Here is an 18,224-nt window from a genome sequence, read left to right as displayed (position 1 = left end):
TTTAGGCTGCCGACGTGACGCTTTCCATCGCCGACCACAACGGGGTGCGCACACTGACCCTGGACCGCCCCCAGGCACTCAACGCGTTCAACGAGGCGCTCTACGACGCGACCACCGTCGCGTTGCGCAGCGCCGCGGAGGACCCACAGGTGGCCGTGGTGGTGGTGACCGGGGCCGGGCGGGCGTTCAGCGCGGGCACCGATCTGGCCGAGATGCAGGCCCGGATCACCGACCCGGACTTCACCCCGGGCGAACACGGATTCCTGGGGCTCGTCGACGCACTGACCGCGTTCCCGAAACCACTGATCTGCGCCGTCAACGGCGTGGGGCTGGGCATCGGCGCGACCATCCTGGGGTTCGCCGACCTGGCGTTCATGTCCACCACCGCCAAGCTGAAGTGCCCGTTCACCAGCCTCGGGGTGGCCCCGGAGGCGGCGTCGAGCTACCTGCTCCCGCAGCTGATGGGACGTCAGAACGCGGCATGGCTGCTGATGTCCTCGGAGTGGGTGGGCGCCACCGAGGCCGCTCGCATGGGACTGGTGTTCCGGGTGTGCGAGCCCGAGGAGCTGATGCCCGAGGTGTATCGGCACGCCGAGGTGCTGGCCTCGCGGCCGATCTCCAGCCTGATGGCGGTCAAGGCCACGATGACGGCGCCGCTGCGGGCCGAGATCGAGGCCGCCCGCTCCCGGGAGAACGCGTTCTTCGCCGAACTGATGGGCGCCGCGGCCAACGCGGCCGCACTGGCCGACTTCAACCGGAAGAGCTGAGGGAGCGGCCGGCCCGCCTCCCCGCCGAGTACCGCTAGCTGGGGACCGCGGCCGATTCGGCGATGATGCGGCGCACGGTGGCGCGGCAGCGCCCGCAGTCGGTGCCGGCCCCGCAGGCCGCCGCGACCTCGCGGGAGGTGCAGGCGCCGCGGGCCACCACGTCGGCCACGACGTGGCTGGTGGCTCCGGTGCACAGGCAGACGAACATCAGCGCCGCCCACTTCCCGCGATCATAAGCCGAGTCTAACCTAAGACACCGCCACTTAGCTTAGGGTGACCTGTCCGGAATTGCACCGGAATAGCCTTGCGGCAACCGGCAATTCGCCGCGTCAACGCCCGGTTCGTGCACTAAGTTCGAACCAACACGCCGTCGGCGCCGTATTTTCTGCGCGTCCGGTGTGCCGAACCGGACAGGTCAACCAGTCAGCCCGAGGAGCGAACGTGCAAGGCGATCCCGATGTCCTCAAACTGCTCAACGAGCAGCTCACCAGCGAACTGACCGCCATCAACCAGTACTTCCTGCACTCGAAGATGCAGGACAACTGGGGGTTCACCGAGCTGGCCGCCCATACCCGCGAGGAGTCGTTCGACGAGATGCGCCACGCCGAGGCGATCACCGACCGCATCCTGCTTCTCGACGGCCTGCCCAACTACCAACGGTTGTTCTCGCTGCGCGTCGGCCAGACGCTGCGCGAGCAGTTCGAGGCCGACCTGGCCATCGAATACGAGGTCGTGCAGCGGCTCAAGCCGGGCGTCATCATGTGCCGCGAGAAGCAGGACAGCACCAGCGCGTTCCTGCTCGAAGGCATCATCGCCGACGAGGAGTCGCACATCGACTACCTGGAGACGCAGCTGGAGCTGATGGACAAGCTGGGCGAGGAGCTCTACTCCGCCCAGTGCGTGTCCAGACCGCCGAAGTAGGGGGCCGAACTAGGATCGGCACGGTGACACTCGTCGCCGGTATCGATTCCTCCACCCAGTCCTGCAAGGTCGTCGTCTGCGATGCGGACGACGGCACCGTCGTGCGGTCGGCCTCGGCCCCGCATCCCGGCGGCACCGAGGTGCACCCGGAACACTGGTGGCAGGCGTTGTCCTCCGCGCTCGACGGCGCCGGCGGCCTGGACGACGTGGCCGCGGTGTCGGTGGGTGCCCAGCAGCACGGGATGGTGTGCCTGGATTCCGCCGGCGAGGTGGTGCGCGACGCCCTGCTGTGGAACGACAACCGTTCCGCGGGGACCGCGCGGGAACTCATCGACGAGCTCGGCGGCCCGGTCCGCTGGGCCGACCGGGTCGGGATCGTGCCGGTCGCGTCGTTCACGGTGACCAAACTGCGCTGGCTGGCCGACAACGAGCCCGGCAACGCCGATCGGACCGCGGCGGTCTGCCTGCCCCACGACTGGCTGACCTGGCGCCTGGGCGGCGCGCGGAGCCTCGACGACCTGCGCACCGACCGCAGCGACGCCAGCGGTACCGGCTACTTCTCCGCGGCCACCGACACCTACCACCACGATCTGCTGACGATGGCGCTGCGGGGACGCAGCCCGGCCCTGCCCGCGGTGCTGGGCCCGCACGACAGTGCAGGCTCGGTGAGGGGTTCGGCGGCAGGCTCGGCGGCCGGTGGCGCCGTGCTGGGTCCGGGTGCCGGTGACAATGCCGCCGCCGCGCTGGGCCTGGGCGCCGGCGCCGGGGACGCGGTCATGTCACTGGGCACATCCGGTGTGATCAGCGCCGTCGGTGAGACCGCCGCGCACGACCCCGACGGCATCGTGGCCGGCTTCGCCGACGCGACGGGCCGCCAGCTGCCCCTGGTGTGCACCCTCAACGGAGCCCCGGTGCTCTCCGCGGTCGCCGGGATGCTCGGCGTCGACTTCGACCGGTTCGCCGATCTGGCGATGTCCGCGCCGGCGGGATCCGGCGGCCTGGTGTGGGTGCCCTACTTCGACGGGGAACGGTCCCCGCTGCTGCCGGATGCCCGCGGCGCCCTGCAGGGGGCCACCTCGAGCAATCTCACCCCGGCCAACGTCGCCCGCGCCGCCGTGGAGGGCCTGCTCTGCTCGATGCTCTACTGCCTGGACAAGATCGCCGAACAGGGCGTGGAGGTCGACCGGGTGCTGTTGATCGGCGGTGGGGCGCGGTCGGCGGCGGTGCGTCGGCTGGCACCGGCGGTGTTGGGCCGGCCGGTGGACGTTCCCACACCGGGGGAGTACGTGGCCCGCGGTGCGGCCCGGCAGGCCGCCTGGGTGCTCGCCCGGTCCCCAGCGCCACCGGCGTGGCCGCTGGGTGACACCGAGACCTTCACCGCCGACCCGACCCCGCAGGTCTACCAGCAGTACCGCGAGGCGGCGCGACTCACGCTGGGGCAGTCCTCGAAGGTCGTTCTGGTCTGACGCGACCGCACCGGACACCGGTGTGGCCGACGCAACTGAATAGCTGAGCTAACAAACCTGGCGGCGGCGGCGATACACGGTCAGTCGAGCGAGAGGCAGGCATGACCGAACCCCTTTCCGGACCCGCTGCCGGACCCCCGACCGGGCCCGCTACCGAAGTGAGCCGACCCGACCCGGAGTCCGGCGCCGCGCTGCTCGGCGGCGGCCGGCGCAACCTGATCTTCCTGGCGGTGCTGCTGGGCATGCTGCTGGCGGCCCTGGACCAGACGATCGTGGCCACCGCCCTGCCGACCGTGGTCGCCGACCTCGGCGGCGCCGGGCACCAGGCGTGGGTCGTCACCAGCTACCTGCTGGCCTCGACCATCGTCACCGCCGTCGTGGGCAAGCTCGGCGACCTGTTCGGCCGCAAGGCGGTCTTCCAGACGGCGGTGGTGTTCTTCCTGGTCGGCTCCGTGCTGTGCGGGCTGGCCGGCTCGATGGGCATGCTGGTGGCCTCCCGCGCACTGCAGGGCATCGGCGGCGGCGCGATCATGGTGACCGCCATGGCGGTCATCGGCGAGGTGATCCCGCTGCGCGAACGCGGCCGCTACCAGGGCGCGCTCGGGGCGGTCTTCGGCGTCACCACCGTGGTCGGGCCCCTGCTCGGCGGCTTCTTCACCGACCACCTGAGCTGGCGCTGGGCGTTCTGGATCAACATTCCGGTCGCCGTGGTGGTGATCGCGGTGGGCGCGGCGGCCATCCCCGCGCTGGCCCGCAGCACCCGGCCCACCATCGACTACCTGGGCATCCTGTTCGTGGGCCTGGGCGCCTCCGGGTTGACCCTGGCCACCAGCTGGGGCGGCGGCGAATACCCGTGGGGCTCACCGGTGATCGTGGGCCTGTTCGCCGGGTCCGCGACCGCCCTGGCGATCTTCGTCTGGGTCCAGACCAGGGCCGCCGAACCGATCCTGCCGATCCGGCTGTTCGCCAGCCCGGTGTTCTCAGTGTGCTGCGTGCTCGCGTTCATCGTCGGCTTCGCGATGCTGGGCGCCCTGACGTTCCTGCCCACCTTCATGCAGTTCGTCGACGGGGTGTCGGCGACCGCCTCCGGGCTGCGAACCCTGCCGATGGTGGTCGGCCTGCTGCTCACCTCGGTCAGCAGCGGCGCGCTCGTCGGGCGGACCGGACGCTACAAGATCTTCCCGGTGGTGGGTACCGCGGTGATGACGGTCGGGTTCCTGCTGCTGTCGCAGATGAACGCCGCGACCTCGGTCTGGCTGCAGTCGGTGTACCTGTTCGTCCTGGGCACCGGGATCGGCCTGTGCATGCAGACGCTGGTGCTGACCGTCCAGAACACCGCGAGCTTCGACGATCTGGGGGTGGCGACCTCCGGGGTGACTTTCTTCCGCACCATCGGCAGCTCCTTCGGTGCGGCCATCTTCGGCTCACTGTTCGCCAACTTCCTCGCCGACCGCATCGGCCCGGCGCTGCAGGCCAGCGGCGCGCCGGCCGCGGCCGCCGAGTCACCGCAGGTGTTGCATCAACTGCCGGCCGGGATGGCGGCGCCGATCGTGACGGCCTACGCCGACTCGTTGGGCAAGGTGTTCCTGTTCGCCGCCCCGGTGGCCTTCGTCGGATTCGTGGTCTCGCTGTTCCTCAAGGAGGTGCCGCTGCGCGATGTCGACGCCGTCTCGGCTGGTGACCTCGGCGAGGGGTTCGGCATGCCCGGCAGCGACTCCCCGGACAAGATCCTCGAGGTCGCCGTCGGGCGGATGTTCCGCGATTCCCCCGACATCCGGCTGCGGAGTTTCGCCGGCCGCCCGGGGTGCGAACTCGACGTCGCCCGGTTGTGGGCGCTGTTGCAGATCTACCGGCAGAGCCAGGTGTTCGGCGCGGCCCGGCTCACCGAGATCGCCCGGCGGCTACGGGTTCCCGAGGAGGTCCTCGATCCCACCTTCGCCGCCCTGGTCGAGGGTGGGTACGCGCTGCGCACCGGCGACCAGCTCTGGCTCACCCAGGCCGGCGTCGGGCAGGTCGACGCCGTGTCGGCGGCGATCGTCGGGCGCATGGTGCACAAGCTCGAGCAGTCCCCGACCTACGAGGGCCGCCCGGACCGGCTGGCGGTGGAGGCCGCCCTGGAGCGCATCGCCCATCGGATGCTGGTGCAGCGGGATTGGAGCGGCGAACGGGCCCTGGCCGGCACCTGAGACACGGGTGACGAACTAGAACGTGTTCCATTTTTCGGGGTTGCGGGCGTAGCATCACGCCCATGAGCCGAATCGGAGATTTCCCCGACGACGACATCGCGGGCTGGATGGCGACGTCGCCCGACATCGGCGGCGCGCTGGCCGGCTTCTCCCACGCCGTCTACAACGCCAACCGGCTGCCGATGCGGGTCCGCGAGATCGCCCGCGTGGTCATCGCCCACGACAACGAGTGCACGGTGTGCGTCAACACCCGCGACGCCGGCGGCCCGGCCGCCGGCGTGGACGAGGAACTCTACGAACACGCACCGGACTGGCGCAGCTGGCCCGGCTACACCGACCAGGAGCGCATCGCCGCCGAGTTCGCCCACCGCTTCGCCACCGAGCACACCAAACTGCGTGACGACGAGGACTTCTGGGCGCGGGCGGGCCGGCATTTCTCCGACGAACTGCTCGCCGACCTGGCATTGTCGTGTGCGATGTGGGTGGGAATGGGCCGGGTGCTGCGCACCCTCGACATCGGTCAATCCTGCGCCCTGACCCTGCCCAGCAGGAGCTGAGAGACCGTCCCGGGAGACCGTCGCGCCGGGCCTGCGGGCAGGGCATGATGGCTGGCATGACTGCCACAGGAGCCCCGGCCGCGTCCATCGCCCAGCTCGAGGCCAACGAGGTCGTCACGGTCGTCGGCACCGTCGTCAACCCCGCCGGGCTCACCCACGCCAAGACCGTGCCGATCCACCGGGTCAACGCCTTCGCCGAACCGGGCCTGGGCGCCAGTCCGGTCTGGCACGGCTTCGCCATCGACCAGACCGGCATCGCCTTCACCAAGGACATCGGCGTGGTCGGCGATGAGCGGATCCGCATCGACCTGTCGGCGCTGCGCGTCCTCAATGACGGAATCGCCTGGGCCCCCGGTAATTTCTATGATCAGAACGGTGAGCCGGTGGCCGCGTGCAGCCGTGGCACCCTGGCCAGGGTCGAGGCCCGGCTGGCCGAGGCGGGGCTGGCCGCGATGATCGGCCACGAGATCGAGTTCGTCCTGGTCGGCCCCGACGGCGCCGCCCTGCCGGCCGACCTGTGGGCGCAGTACGGCCTGGCCGGTGTGCTCGAACACGAGGAATTCATCCGCGACGTCACCGCCGCGGCCGCCTCGGCCGGTGTGAGCATCGAGCAGTTCCACCCCGAGTACGGCAAGAACCAGTTCGAGCTCTCGCTGCGCCCACGCACCCCGGTGGCCGCCGCCGACCATCTGGTGCTGACCCGCGTGATCCTCGGGCGCGTGGCGCGCCGGCACGGGATGCGGGTCAGCCTGTCACCGGTGCCGTTCGCCGGCGCCGTCGGATCCGGTGCCCACCAGCATTTTTCACTCACCCGCGCCGAAGTTCCGCTGTTCTCCGGGGGCACCGGCCCGCACGGGATGACCGCCGAGGGCGCCGCGGCGATCGGTGGACTGCTGGCCGGGCTGCCGCAGGCGCAGGCCATCCTGTCCGGCTCCATCCTCTCGGGGCTGCGCATGCAGCCGGGCCACTGGTCCGGCGCCTACGTGTGTTGGGGCGCGGAGAACCGGGAGGCCGCCGTGCGCTTCCTGACCGGTGGGGCCGCCAACCCGCACGGGGCCAATGTCGAGGTCAAGATCGTCGACCCGTCGGCCAACCCCTATTACGCCTCGGCGGCGATCCTGGGACTGGCCCTCGACGGCATCCGGCGCGACGCACCGCTGCCGCCGGAGACCACGGTCGACCCGGACACCCTCAGCGAGGCGGACCGCGCCGCGGCGGGCACCGTCCGGCTTCCCGATGCCCAACCAGACATCCTTGCCGCCCTTGATGGTTCCTCACTCATGCGCGAGATCCTGGGCGATCCGGCCGTGGCGGTGTCGCTGGCCGTGCGCCGCCTCGAGCAGGAACAGCACCATGCACTCACGCCCGCGGAGCTGGCCGCCAGGTTCCGGCTGGCCTGGAGCCTGTGACACCGGTGTGCGAGCTGGCCGAGCATCTGGAGTCGGTGCGCCTGGTCGACCACCATGTGCACGGCTGCTGGACCGGCGCCGGTGACCGGGCACGCTTCGAGAACGGCATCAACGAGGCCAACACCGAGCCGCTGTCCGACTTCGACTCGGGTTTCGACACTCAGCTCGGCTTCGCGGTGCGGGCCCACTGTGCGCCGCTTCTGGGACTGCCCGCCCACGCCGGGCCCGACGAGTACTGGTCGCGGCGCGCCACGCTGGACGAATCGGACCTGGCGCGCACGTTTCTGCCCGCCGCGGGGGTCAGCGACTGGATCGTCGACACCGGCTTCGCCGCCGGAGTCACCGGCGTCACGGAACTGGCCGCCTCCGCCGGCGGCCGTGCCCACGAGGTGGTCCGGCTGGAGCAGGTCGCCGAGCAGGCCGCCGAGCGTTCCGGCGACTACGCGGCGGCCTTCCGTGAGATCCTGCACACCCGCGCGGCGACCGCGGTGGGCACCAAGACGATCCTGGCCTACCGGGGCGGGTTCGACGGCGATCTCTCCGAGCCCTCGCCGGCCGACGTCGCCGAGGCGGCCGCGCGCTGGCGCGACGGCGGGGGCCGCCGCCTCACCGACCGGGTGCTCCTGAGGTTCGGCCTGCACGAGGGGCTGCGGGTGGGCAAGCCGATGCAGATCCACGTCGGCCTCGGCGACCGCGACGCCGACCTGCACCGCACCAATCCGCTGCTGCTGCTGGACTTTCTGCGCGGATCCGGAGCGACACCGATCACCCTGTTGCACTGCTACCCCTACGAGCGGGAGGCCGGATACCTCGCCCAGGCGTTCAACAACGTCTATCTCGACGGCGGCCTGTCGATCAACTACCTGGGAGCCCGTTCGGCGGCGTTCATCGCCCGACTGCTCGAGCTCGCGCCGTTCCGCAAGATCCTGTATTCCTCGGACGCGTTCGGGCCGGCCGAATTGCACTACCTTGGTGCCCGTCTGTGGCGTACCGGCATGCGGCGCGCCCTCGACGGGTTCATCACGGCCGGGGAGTGGAGCCGGGCCGACGCCGCGCGCGTGGTCGACCTGATCTCCTTCGGCAACGCCCGGCGCATCTACACGCTGGACTGAGGCACCCGCAGGGCCGACGAGGAGCTCAGCGCACCCCTCGCACCAGCCGGCCCGGACGTGCCCCGGTGTCGGCGCCGTGCCGGCGGGTGACCACACCGCCGACGATGGTGGCGTCGTAGCCGCGGGCACCCTGCACGAGCCGGCGGCCACCGGCGGGCAGGTCGTAGACCATCCGGGGGACCTCGAGGGACAGTGCGTCCATGTCGATCACGTTGAGGTCGGCCTTCTTGCCCACCTCGATGACCCCGCGATCGGACAGTCCGAACAGTGCCGCGGTGTCGCGGGTCTGCTTGCGCACCACGTACTCCAGCGGGAACCGCGGGCCGCGGTGGCGATCTCGCGCCCAGTGGGTCAACAGGTAGGTGGGGTAGGAGGCGTCGCAGATCAGACCGCAGTGCGCACCGCCGTCGGACAGACCCGACACCGCGGCCGGATGGGTCATCATGTCGTGGATCGCGTCGTGATTGCCCTCGGCGTAGTTGAAGAAGGGCAGCATCAGCATCGCCGAGGCGCCGGATTCCAGCATCAGGTCGTACATCGTCGCCAGTGGGTCGGCGCCCCGGCGTGCCGCGATGGCCGCGACGGTCTGCTCCGCGGTTGGTTCGTAGTCCGGGGGATCACCGATCGGAAAGATCTTGTCGGCGCTGTGCTGGATCAACGCGAACAGGCCGTCGAACAGCGGGGTCGGCTGCGGCGGCAGGTCGTCCTCGGACAGGATCGCCGCCCGGACCGCCGGATCGGCCAGGCGCGCCGCCAGTTCCTCACGTCCCAGCTCGGCACTGAGCCGGCGGTAGGTGGGGCGGTGGGTGAACGCGTGGTAGCCGGGGAAGCCGAACAGCATGCCGAAGGGCCGCGCGGCGAACTGCGCGTAGACCTCGGTGCCGTTCTCCAGTGCCTTGCCGGCCCGCTCCAATTGCTGTCGCCACAGGTCGGGGGCGTGCGAGGTCTGGACCATGGTGAACGACACCGGGCGTTCGATCTCGGCGGAAAGCGTGGTCATCCAGTCCATTTCCCGCATGCAGGCCTCGGCCGGGCTCTCCCCGACGGTGCCCTGCGGGGCCACCTCGAAGACCGCCCGCCCGCCGGCGGCCATCGCCCGGCCCAGACCGAACAGTTCGGCCTCGGCGGCATAGGTGCCCGGTACCGCCTGACCGTCGATGGCCCGATGAGCCTCGGTGCGTGACGTCGAGAACCCCAGCGCGCCGGCCTCGACCGCCTCGCGCACGATCCGCGCCATCGCCTCGATGTCCTCGGCGGTGGCCTCCTCGTTGCGGGCGCCGCGCTCGCCCATGGCGTAGCCGCGCACGGCACCGTGGGCGATCTGGGTACCGAAGTCGACCGCGAGGCTGCGTTTCTCGATCGCGTCGAGGTACTCGGGAAAGCTCTGCCACTGCCAGGTGATGCCCTCGGCCAGAGCCGTGCCGGGGATGTCCTCGACACCCTCCATCAGCTCGATCAGCCACTGCTCGCGCCCCGGGCGCACCGGGGCGAACCCCACCCCGCAGTTGCCGCTGACCACGGTGGTCACCCCGTGCAGGCCGGACGGCTCCAGCAGTTCGTCCCAGCTGACCTGCCCGTCGTAGTGGGTGTGTACGTCGACGAAGCCGGGCGTGACGAAACGGCTCGTGGCATCGATGGTGTGGGCCGCTTCGGTCTGCAGCGCGGGATCCTGCCCGCCGCGCCGGCGGATCTCGGCGATCCGCCCGTCCTTGACGGCGATGTCGGCGTGGTAACGCTGCGCCCCGGTCCCGTCGACGACGGTGCCTCCGGTGATCGTCAGGTCGTACATGTCAGCTCCTCGCTTGCCTCAGACCAGGCCGGTGGCGTCGAAGACCCAGGACGTGTCGGCGTCGGCGAAATCGGCCAGCCAGGTCGGTGGGGCGTGGTTGGCCAGCGCGCCCATGTCCCAGTAGTCCTTCCACAGGGTGATCTTCCCGCCCCGGACGCGATGCACGGAAACGAACTGCAGGACTGCGGATTCGCCTGTCTCCCAGTGCCATTCCTCGTGATGCTCGTACATCACGTCGGTACCGTTGTCGACCATGAGGCCGGGGAAGTTCTGGTAGGAGGCCAGCGGTTGCAGGCCGATCTTGAGGCGCTTGACGATGTCGTCGGGACCGCGGGCGGCCGCGGTCGGCCCCACCGGCATGTCCAGGTAGATGCAGTCCTCGGCCAGAAAGGTCTTCAGCGCATCCCAGTCCCGCGCCGAGAGCGCCTCCCACATCCCGTGCACCACACCCACGATGTGCTCGGTGTCATTCGCGGTGCCGCTCTCGGTGTCATTCGCAACGTCATTCTCAACGTCATTCTCAATGGACATCGGTCAGCTCCGCGTCGGTGTTCGGGGCCGGGGTGGGCCGGCCCGCCCGCAGGAAGCTGCCGGTTCTCCGGGCGCCGAGCACGGCGGTGGGTGTGCCGCCGCGGAAGACCGTGCGGCCGCCCACGAGCACCGCGGCCACCGTGGCGTCGTTGCGGTTGACCATCCGCGACATGCCGCCGTACTGCTCGACGGGAGCCTCGGCGTAGGCGTCCAGGTCGTCGTCGAGTTTGTCCGGGTCGATGACCACGACGTCGGCGCGGTCACCGACGCGCAGGTGACCGGCGTCGAGGTCGTACCAGTCGGCCAGTTCCCCGGTGAGCCGGTGCACCGCCTGCTCGACGGTCATGAAGGGGCGGCCGGCCCGGTCGGCGTCGCGGACGTGGCGCAGCAGCCGCAGTCCCATGTTGTAGAAGGCCATGTTGCGCAGATGGGCCCCGGCGTCGGAGAAGCCCATCTGGATGCCCGGTTCGGCGGCCATCAGGCGCAGCACCTCGCGACGGTGGTTGGAGATGGTGGTCCGCCAGCGCAGCGCACGCCCGTGCTCGAGGACGAGATCCAGGAAGGCGTCGACCGGATGCAGCCCGCCGCGCTCGCGTCCCACCTGGCCGAAGGACTTGCCGATCACCCCCGCGTCGGGACAGTCCACGATCTCGGCGTCGAAGAAGTCGCGGTGCCAGACCCGCACCCCGAACCGGCTGTCGTAGTCCTTGCGGAAGCGCCGCCGGTAGGACTCGTCGCGCATCAGCTCGTTGCGTTCAACCTCGTCGCGCAGGTGAAGCGCCGCCGCACCGGCGCCGAACTCCTCGAAGATGACCAGGTCGATGCCGTCGGCGTAGACCTCGAACGGCACCGGCAGGTGCTGCCAGCGAAAGTCGCCGCCGAACCGGCGGACCAGCCGTGCCGAGGGGCCCATGATGCGGATCGCGTACGGGTTGGCCTTGACGTCGGCCGCCGAGAGCAGGCTGGTCTTGAGTCGTCTCCGGAACAGTCCCACCGACTGCGCCAACTGGGAGACCAGGTTCAACGGGTTCTGGATATCGGGGCCGGACTGCAGGATCCGACCGCTGCGGCGCAACAGGTTCTTCAGTCGCCGCAGTTCGCGCGGCTTGGCGTAGGTGGAGGGCAGGGTGCGCGACCGGCAGGTCTCGCCGTCGATCTTGTCGAAAAGCAGTTGCTGGGAGGACATTCCGACGAAGCCGGCCTCGATGGCCGCCGCCAGCATCCGCTCCATCGCGGTCTGCTCGGCCGGTGTGGGGCGCTCCGATCCGCGGGTGGCACGGTCGAGTCCCATGGTGGCCGCGCGCATGTCGGAGTGGCCGATGAACGCGGCCACGTTGGGCCCCAGGGGACGTGCCTCCAGAGCGGCAATGTACTCCTCGGGGCACGACCAGGTCTTGTTCGCGGCCACCGCGTCGATCACGTGCTCGCGGGGGATGGCCTCCACCCGGCCGAACAGGTCCCCGGCGTCGACGGCGCCGACGTGGATGGTCGACAGCGAACACGAACCGAGCATGACGGTGGTGACACCGTGGCGCAGTGACTCCGCGAGTGCCGGGCCGCCGAGCACCTCCACGTCGTAGTGGGTGTGGATGTCGAGCATGCCGGGCAGCACCCAGCGGCCCGTCGCATCGATGACCTCGGGGCATCCGTCGGTGTCGAGTTCCTCGGGGCTGACGGCCGCGATGCGACCGGTCCGGATGCCGATGTGGCGGATGGCCGAGGCGGCCCCGGTCCCGTCGAACCAGCGTCCGTTGCGGATGATCGTGTCGTAGGTCACAGCGTCAATAGAACCTGTTCCAGTCTGCGGAGTCAACGCCAAAGTGCACACTTTCTGCTATCTGTTCACTGGCCGGTTGAGCTGCGCGTTGACGCCGTCTGGGCCGTCGGCTGCGCCTCGGCGAAACCCTGGGCTGCACATGCTGGGCGGCGCATACTGGGCAGGTGACGCCGCTGCAGCGCTACATCGCCGAGGAGATCGCCACCGACCACGTCGACGGGCTGTTGTCCCGTCGGGAGGCCATGCGCCGGCTGGGCCTGCTCGGGCTCTCCGCGGCGGGCGCCTCGGCGCTCATCGCGGCCTGCGGCGACAACCGGCAACCGGAGCCGCCGGGCGGCGCCACGCCGACGGTGTCGGGCACCGGCGGTCCCACCGGGTCGAGGTCCACGACCCCCGCACCGCCCGGGATGGCCGACGCCCTGCCCACCACCGCGGTCACCTGGACCGGACCGAACGGGGACCTGCAGGGGGCTTGGGCCGAAGCCGCCTCGCCGCGCGGAGCGGTACTGGTGATTCACGAGAACAAGGGCCTCAACGACTGGGTGCGCTCGGTGGCCGGCCGGCTGGCCGGCACCGGCTACTCGGCGCTGGCCATCGACCTGCTCTCCGAGGAGGGCGGCACCGCCACCTTCGCCGATCCCGCCGAAGCCACCGCCGCGCTGGGCCGGATCGACCCCGCCCGCTTCGTCGCCGACCTCAAGTCCGGCCTGGACGAACTGCAGCGGCGCGAACCCGGGCAGAGGCTCGCGGTGGTCGGCTTCTGCTTCGGCGGCGGCATGACCTGGCGGCTGCTGGCCAGCGGCGAGCCCCGGCTGTCGGCCGCGGTGCCCTTCTACGGGCCGCTGCCCGACGATCCCGACTTCTCCGGGTCCAGACAGGCCGCCGTGCTCGGCTTCTACGGGGCACTCGACACCCGGGTGACGGCATCGGAGGGGGCGGCCAAGGAGGCGCTGGAGGCGGCCGGGATGGTCAACGACCTCGTGATCGAGCCCAACGCCGAGCATGCCTTCTTCAACGACACCGGCGCGCGCTACAACGCCGCGGCCGCCGAGGACGCGTGGAATCGACTGCGGGACTGGTTCGGCCGGTATCTGTCCTGATTCGCTGCCCGATTCCCTCACCGCCGCGGGTTCGGGCATGATTCCCGGTGATGGCATCCTCACTCGGCCTCGTTCTGGCCAGCCTGCGCCTGGAGCGCGTCAACGCGGCGTTCTTCGTCGGTGAGCAGCTGCCGGCCCCCGACAACCACATCCTGGGCGGCCACATCGCGGCGCAGGCGCTGATGGCGGCCGGACTGACGGCCCCGGGACGGCCTCCGCACAGCATGCACACGTACTTCCTGCGTCCGGGTGACGCCGGCCGTCCCGTCGACTTCGAGGTCACCGAGCTGCAGGAGGGCCGCACCTTCTCGGCCCGCCGCGTGACGGCCCGCCAGGACGGGCGCACGTTGATGGAGGCGATGGCCTCCTTCTCGCTGTCGGCCGACGACGTCGAGTACCAGCCACCGATGCCCGCCGTGCCCGAACCCGAGACCCTGGCGCGGGTCGCCCCGCACTTCGCCGAGGCCGACCGAACCGGTGCGGGGCAGTGGGCGAGCCTGCGCTGGTACGAGCGCCGCATCGTCGATGCCGCCGACCTCCCGCCGGCCCGCTCACGGATCTGGTGGCGCCCCGACGGCCAGACCCCCGACGACGCCCTGACCACGGCATGCCTGGTCACCTACCTCTCGGCGGTGACCCTGACCGAACCGGCACACGCCGCGCGACCACACTTCGCCCCGTCGCTGCTGCGCGATCACGCGCTGTGGTTCCACCGCCCGGCCCGGCCGGCGGACTGGCTGCTGTTCGACCAGTCGGCACCCAGCAGTGTGGCCGGCCGCGCCCTGGCCGGCGGGACGATGTTCAACCGCGACGGTGACCTGGTCTGCACGGTCAAACAGGAGCTGTATTTCCTGCGCCGCGGCACGCGCTGAGTGCGGCAGAGGTCAAGTTCACCGACCGTTCACACCCAGCTGGGGGTCCCGTGGTTGACCGCACACACCTGCCGGTTCTGATGCTCTCATGATGCGGGTGGTACAGGTGGCCAACTTCTACGGTCCCCGGTCCGGCGGACTGCGCACCGCCGTGGACCGGCTGGGCGCCGAGTACTGCGCTGCAGGTCACGAGGTATTCCTCATCGTTCCCGGGCCGCGTCCGGAGCGCACCGTGATGGCATCGGGGGTGGTCCGGATCTCGGTGCCCGCCGCCCAGATCCCGTTCACCGGCGGCTACCGCGCCGTCACCAAGGGGCGGGTCACCCGGCTGCTCGAGCGGCTCGAACCCGACGCCCTGGAGGTGTCCGACAGGTTCACATTGCGGGCACTGGGCCGGTGGGGAAACCGCCGTGGTGTCACCACCGTGATGATCTCCCACGAGCGCCTGGACCGCCTGACGGGGCAGGTGCTTCCGCAGCGGATGGCCGCTGCGGTGGCCGACTACGCCAACCAGCGCACCGCCACCCAGTACGACACGGTGATGTGCACGACGCGCTTCGCCCGCGAGGAGTTCGACCGAATCGGGGCCGCCAACGTGATCACGGTGCCGCTGGGTGTGGATCTGGAGGTGTTCCACCCCCGGCGGTACTCGCCCCGGCTGCGGCAGCGGTGGGTGCAGCCCGGGCAACTCCTGCTGGTGCACTGCGGGCGACTGTCGGTGGAGAAACGCCCCGACCGCAGCATCGACACGATCGCCGCGCTGCGCGATTCGGGTGTCGACGCACGGCTGCTCGTCGTGGGGGAGGGGCCGCTGCGAAATCGCCTGCAACGCCAGGCCGTCGGCCTGCCCGTGCATTTCACCGGATTCGTGTCGCGCCGCGAGGTGGTGGCCGCGCTGCTGGCCTCCGCCGACGTGGCCCTGGCTCCGGGGCCGCACGAGACCTTCGGCCTGGCCGCGTTGGAGGCGCTGGCCTGCGGCACACCGGCGGTCGTGTCCCGCACGTCGGCGCTGACCGAGATTCTCACCGCCGAATCGGGCGCCTGCGCGGACAACGACCCGCAGGCCCTGGCCGCGGCGGTGACATCGGTGCTGGACCGGCCCGAGCGCCAGCGCCGTCACGACGCGCGCCGTCGTGCCGAGGGTTTCACCTGGCCGTCCGCGGCGCAGCAGATGCTCACCGCACTGGGAAGTCAGCGAACCGCCTGAGCGGCGCGGCTTCTGGCGTGGCTCAGGAAACCAGAGACCGCGCCGGCCCGAGCTGCACCGGCAGCCTCGACCATCCCCGCAGCACCCGGGTGTCGCGGCGGGTCCCGACGCCGGCGCTTCGCACGTCGGGGAAACGCTCGAAGAACATCCGCAGTCCGGCCTCGCCCTCGGCGCGGGCCAGCGCCGCACCCAGACAGAAGTGCCGGCCACCGGAGAAGGCAAGATGCCGTGCGGCGTTGTCCCTGCCGACGTCGAAGACGTCGGGATCGGCGAACACCGCCGGGTCGCGGTTGGCCGCAGCCAGGTAGACCACCACCGTCTCGCCCGCCCTGATGGTGCGGCCGGCCAACTCGGTGTCGGTGCGCGCCGTGCGCGCGCTGAGTTGCACCGGCGAGTCCAGCCGCAGCATCTCCTCGACGGCGTTGGGCCACAGCCCGGGGTCGCCCTGGAGCCGTTCCAGCTGATCGGGGTGGTCGATCAGCATCCGGATGCCGTTACCGAGCAGGTTGACGGTGGTCTCGAAACCGGCGGCCAGCACCAGCCCGGCGATCGCCCGTAGTTCGAGGTCACTCAGATGGGTGCCGCCGTCGGAGGCCCGGATCAGCTGGCTCATCAGGTCGTCGCCGGTGGCGGCGCGCAGCCCGGACAGGTGTTCGGCCAGCCAGGCGTTGAACCCGACCAGCCCGCGATTCACCCGGCGGTACTGCGACCAGCTCAGACCGACGTCGAGGCTGGGGGCGGCCAGCTCGCCGAACTGGAGCACCCGGGCGCGTTCGGAGGGGGGAACGCCGAGGATGTCGCTGATCACCGACACCGGCAACTGCGAGCAGTACGTGTCGACCACATCCACCACCCCGTCGGGGGAGCCGTCGGGACGGCCCGCGGCCAGGTCGCCCAGCAATTCGGCGGCGGTGCGTTCGACGCCTTCACGCAGGCTGTTGACCGCACGGCCGGTGAACACCGAGGACACCGTCTTGCGGTAGCGGGTGTGCTCGGGCGGCTCGACGGCCAGCAACGACGGCGGCTGCAGCGGATGCAGCACCTCCTTGTCGCGGCTCCAGTGCGCCAGCCGCACCAGCGGGGCGGGCAGATTGGATCCCAGCGAGATCACCCGGAAGTCGTCGGAGCGCAGCACCTCGTGAGCCACGGCATGGTCCACGGTCAGATAGCTCAGGCCGCAGCGGATCACCGGTTCGCCACGGGCCCGCAGTTCCTCGAAGAAGGCCAGGGGATCGGCGCGCACCGCGGGATCGGCGATCATCCTGGCCTGGGGATCCCCCCGTCGGGCGGCGCGGGCCGCGAATCCCCGTACCGTGCCGTGCATCACCAGCCAATGCAGACGTTCCCTCACCGCCGCCTCCTCCGCCATCCGCGTCGGTTATTGCACTTGTGTCTTATAAGGCCAAGGCTACGAGGCCTGCGGCCGACGCGCCAGTGCCAGTTTTCCGCCGAGTCGAGCCTGGCCCAACGCGCGATCGCATAGGCTTCGCCCATGGTTCGGCGAGCGATATCGGTCCACGGGGCCATCGGAGCCGCGGTGGCGGCCGCCCTGACGATGGCGGCCGGCGCCGGCATCGCCACGGCCGAGCCCGGCGCCGAGGCTGCGGCGTGCGACTGGAAACTGACCGGCCCGTCTCTGGTCGACGTCTCCGGCACCACGATGGTGACGGCCATGGTCACCCCCGGGGAGTGCACGGGCCAGGCCCTGGCGATGGATTCGACCGCCTGTGTCGCCACCGCCTCCGACGTCGGACGCTGCCAGCACGAACCCGGCTACAGCTACGCGCAGGTCTTCTACTCCCCGTATGTGCCGGGCACGAACTACGTGGTCAAGGGTCGCGGGTGCGCCGCGCCCAAGGCCCCCTCGGCCCCAGTGTGCACCTCGTTGGGGCCCGTCAGCGCGGTGCTCTGAGCCTGCCGGCGGGGCTCGGCGCGAGGGTCATGCCCGTGCGTTCACCATCCAGCAGGCGGCGGTGTAGCGGGCCTCGTCGTCGACGACGTATTCCTCGGCGGCCTCCAGGATCGCCGCGACGACCCGCGTGCGGGTCTGGTCGTCGAGGGTTGGCAACACCCGGGCGATCGGCCCCATCCGGGTCAGATAGGGCTTCAGGGCGTCGCGTGCCAGGGCGCAGGGGACGTCCACCGGTGTGATGGTGACGGAGCCCCAGCCACCGGCGTCCAGGATGGCGCGCAGGCGGTCGGGGTCGGCGAAGGCGAACGGTCCGGACGCCGCCGGCTGTGCCGGCTCGAGGTCGGGCAGCAACGGCCCTGCCGCGCGTTCGGCGACGCCCATGAAGGGGTTGCTCGCCGGGTCGCGCCAGCACACGAAGGCCAGCCTGCCCCCCGAGCGCGTCGCAGCACGCAGGTTCGCGAACGCCGCGACCGGGTCGTCGAAGAACATCACGCCGAACCGGGACACCACCATGTCGTAGCCCCCCGCGCCCCCCGCGCCCTGCCCCTTATACCCCTTTTACCCCCCCCACGGCCCTCCTACCCTACAACCCCGTAGTCGCTGTATCCATAACACCAA

17 protein-coding genes are annotated in these 18,224 nt (G+C 70.8%); 11 read left to right on the top strand and 6 right to left on the bottom strand.

Going from position 1 to position 18,224, the window contains the following annotated elements; translation table 11 throughout:
• The first annotated feature begins 14 nt into the window (after positions 1-14).
• Entirely contained in the window at positions 15-767 is a 753-nt protein-coding gene (locus tag CSR00_RS01825; protein WP_099020697.1) for an enoyl-CoA hydratase/isomerase family protein, read from the top strand.
• A gap of 34 nt (positions 768-801) precedes the next feature.
• Here the strand turns inward: CSR00_RS01825 and CSR00_RS01820 are convergent, their stop codons facing one another.
• Positions 802-975, bottom strand: a complete 174-nt coding sequence (locus CSR00_RS01820; protein ID WP_099020696.1) for a (2Fe-2S)-binding protein — start codon at positions 973-975, stop codon at positions 802-804.
• 233 nt (positions 976-1,208) lie between these two features.
• On the opposite strand from CSR00_RS01820, the gene bfr reads away from it, so the two are divergent.
• The 6 genes from bfr (at position 1,209) to CSR00_RS01790 (ending at position 8,418) form a co-directional block, all read left to right on the top strand.
• Complete coding sequence (gene bfr, locus CSR00_RS01815; RefSeq protein WP_099020695.1) at positions 1,209-1,688, top strand: bacterioferritin; 480 nt, start codon at positions 1,209-1,211, stop codon at positions 1,686-1,688.
• Between the two features lie 23 nt (positions 1,689-1,711).
• Entirely contained in the window at positions 1,712-3,154 is a 1,443-nt protein-coding gene (xylB, locus tag CSR00_RS01810; RefSeq protein ID WP_099020694.1) for a xylulokinase, read from the top strand.
• 101 nt (positions 3,155-3,255) lie between these two features.
• Positions 3,256-5,340: an MDR family MFS transporter gene (locus tag CSR00_RS01805; RefSeq protein WP_099020693.1), complete on the top strand. Its 2,085-nt coding sequence runs from the start codon at positions 3,256-3,258 to the stop codon at positions 5,338-5,340.
• A gap of 62 nt (positions 5,341-5,402) precedes the next feature.
• The gene (locus CSR00_RS01800) at positions 5,403-5,897 is read left to right on the top strand and encodes a carboxymuconolactone decarboxylase family protein (protein WP_099020692.1); all 495 of its coding nucleotides are present in this window, start codon (positions 5,403-5,405) and stop codon (positions 5,895-5,897) included.
• A gap of 56 nt (positions 5,898-5,953) precedes the next feature.
• Positions 5,954-7,306 carry a type I glutamate--ammonia ligase gene (locus CSR00_RS01795; RefSeq protein WP_099020691.1) on the top strand — a complete coding sequence of 451 codons (1,353 nt, stop codon included), beginning with the start codon at positions 5,954-5,956 and terminating at the stop codon, positions 7,304-7,306.
• A gap of 5 nt (positions 7,307-7,311) precedes the next feature.
• Entirely contained in the window at positions 7,312-8,418 is a 1,107-nt protein-coding gene (locus tag CSR00_RS01790) for an amidohydrolase family protein (protein WP_407662390.1), read from the top strand.
• Between the two features lie 25 nt (positions 8,419-8,443).
• On the opposite strand, the gene CSR00_RS01785 is transcribed toward CSR00_RS01790, so the two are convergent.
• The 3 genes from CSR00_RS01785 to CSR00_RS01775 form a co-directional block, all read right to left on the bottom strand.
• The gene (locus CSR00_RS01785) at positions 8,444-10,207 is read right to left on the bottom strand and encodes an N-acyl-D-amino-acid deacylase family protein (RefSeq protein WP_099020689.1); all 1,764 of its coding nucleotides are present in this window, start codon (positions 10,205-10,207) and stop codon (positions 8,444-8,446) included.
• 18 nt (positions 10,208-10,225) lie between these two features.
• Positions 10,226-10,642, bottom strand: a complete 417-nt coding sequence (locus CSR00_RS01780) for a nuclear transport factor 2 family protein (RefSeq protein ID WP_099020802.1) — start codon at positions 10,640-10,642, stop codon at positions 10,226-10,228.
• A gap of 85 nt (positions 10,643-10,727) precedes the next feature.
• Positions 10,728-12,515 (bottom strand): N-acyl-D-amino-acid deacylase family protein, encoded by a 1,788-nt coding sequence (locus CSR00_RS01775; protein WP_099020688.1) that lies wholly within the window; start codon positions 12,513-12,515, stop codon positions 10,728-10,730.
• A gap of 164 nt (positions 12,516-12,679) precedes the next feature.
• Between CSR00_RS01775 and CSR00_RS01770 the strand changes: the two genes are divergently transcribed.
• The 3 genes from CSR00_RS01770 to CSR00_RS01760 all read left to right on the top strand — a co-directional run bounded on the left by CSR00_RS01770 (position 12,680) and on the right by CSR00_RS01760 (position 15,694).
• Positions 12,680-13,615 (top strand): dienelactone hydrolase family protein, encoded by a 936-nt coding sequence (locus CSR00_RS01770; protein ID WP_099020687.1) that lies wholly within the window; start codon positions 12,680-12,682, stop codon positions 13,613-13,615.
• A gap of 50 nt (positions 13,616-13,665) precedes the next feature.
• A complete protein-coding gene (locus CSR00_RS01765; protein ID WP_099020801.1) occupies positions 13,666-14,487 on the top strand; it encodes an acyl-CoA thioesterase in 822 nt (273 codons plus the stop codon).
• Positions 14,488-14,578: 91 nt separating this feature from the next.
• On the top strand, positions 14,579-15,694 hold the full coding sequence (locus CSR00_RS01760; protein ID WP_099020800.1) for a glycosyltransferase: 1,116 nt from the start codon (positions 14,579-14,581) through the stop codon (positions 15,692-15,694).
• 22 nt (positions 15,695-15,716) lie between these two features.
• Here the strand turns inward: CSR00_RS01760 and CSR00_RS01755 are convergent, their stop codons facing one another.
• Complete coding sequence (locus CSR00_RS01755; protein ID WP_099020799.1) at positions 15,717-17,045, bottom strand: cytochrome P450; 1,329 nt, start codon at positions 17,043-17,045, stop codon at positions 15,717-15,719.
• Positions 17,046-17,186: 141 nt separating this feature from the next.
• Here CSR00_RS01755 and CSR00_RS01750 point away from each other — a divergent pair, with 141 nt between their 5' ends.
• On the top strand, positions 17,187-17,606 hold the full coding sequence (locus tag CSR00_RS01750) for a hypothetical protein (RefSeq protein ID WP_141564215.1): 420 nt from the start codon (positions 17,187-17,189) through the stop codon (positions 17,604-17,606).
• Positions 17,607-17,633: 27 nt separating this feature from the next.
• On the opposite strand, the gene CSR00_RS01745 is transcribed toward CSR00_RS01750, so the two are convergent.
• Positions 17,634-18,119 (bottom strand): class I SAM-dependent methyltransferase, encoded by a 486-nt coding sequence (locus CSR00_RS01745; protein ID WP_099020685.1) that lies wholly within the window; start codon positions 18,117-18,119, stop codon positions 17,634-17,636.
• Positions 18,120-18,224: the final 105 nt, after the last annotated feature.

It is taken from the genome of Mycolicibacterium palauense, from assembly GCF_002592005.1.
GTDB lineage: Bacteria > Actinomycetota > Actinomycetes > Mycobacteriales > Mycobacteriaceae > Mycobacterium > Mycobacterium palauense.
Note: the sequence above shows the minus strand (reverse complement) of the source record. Positions and strands in the feature narration are given on the sequence as shown.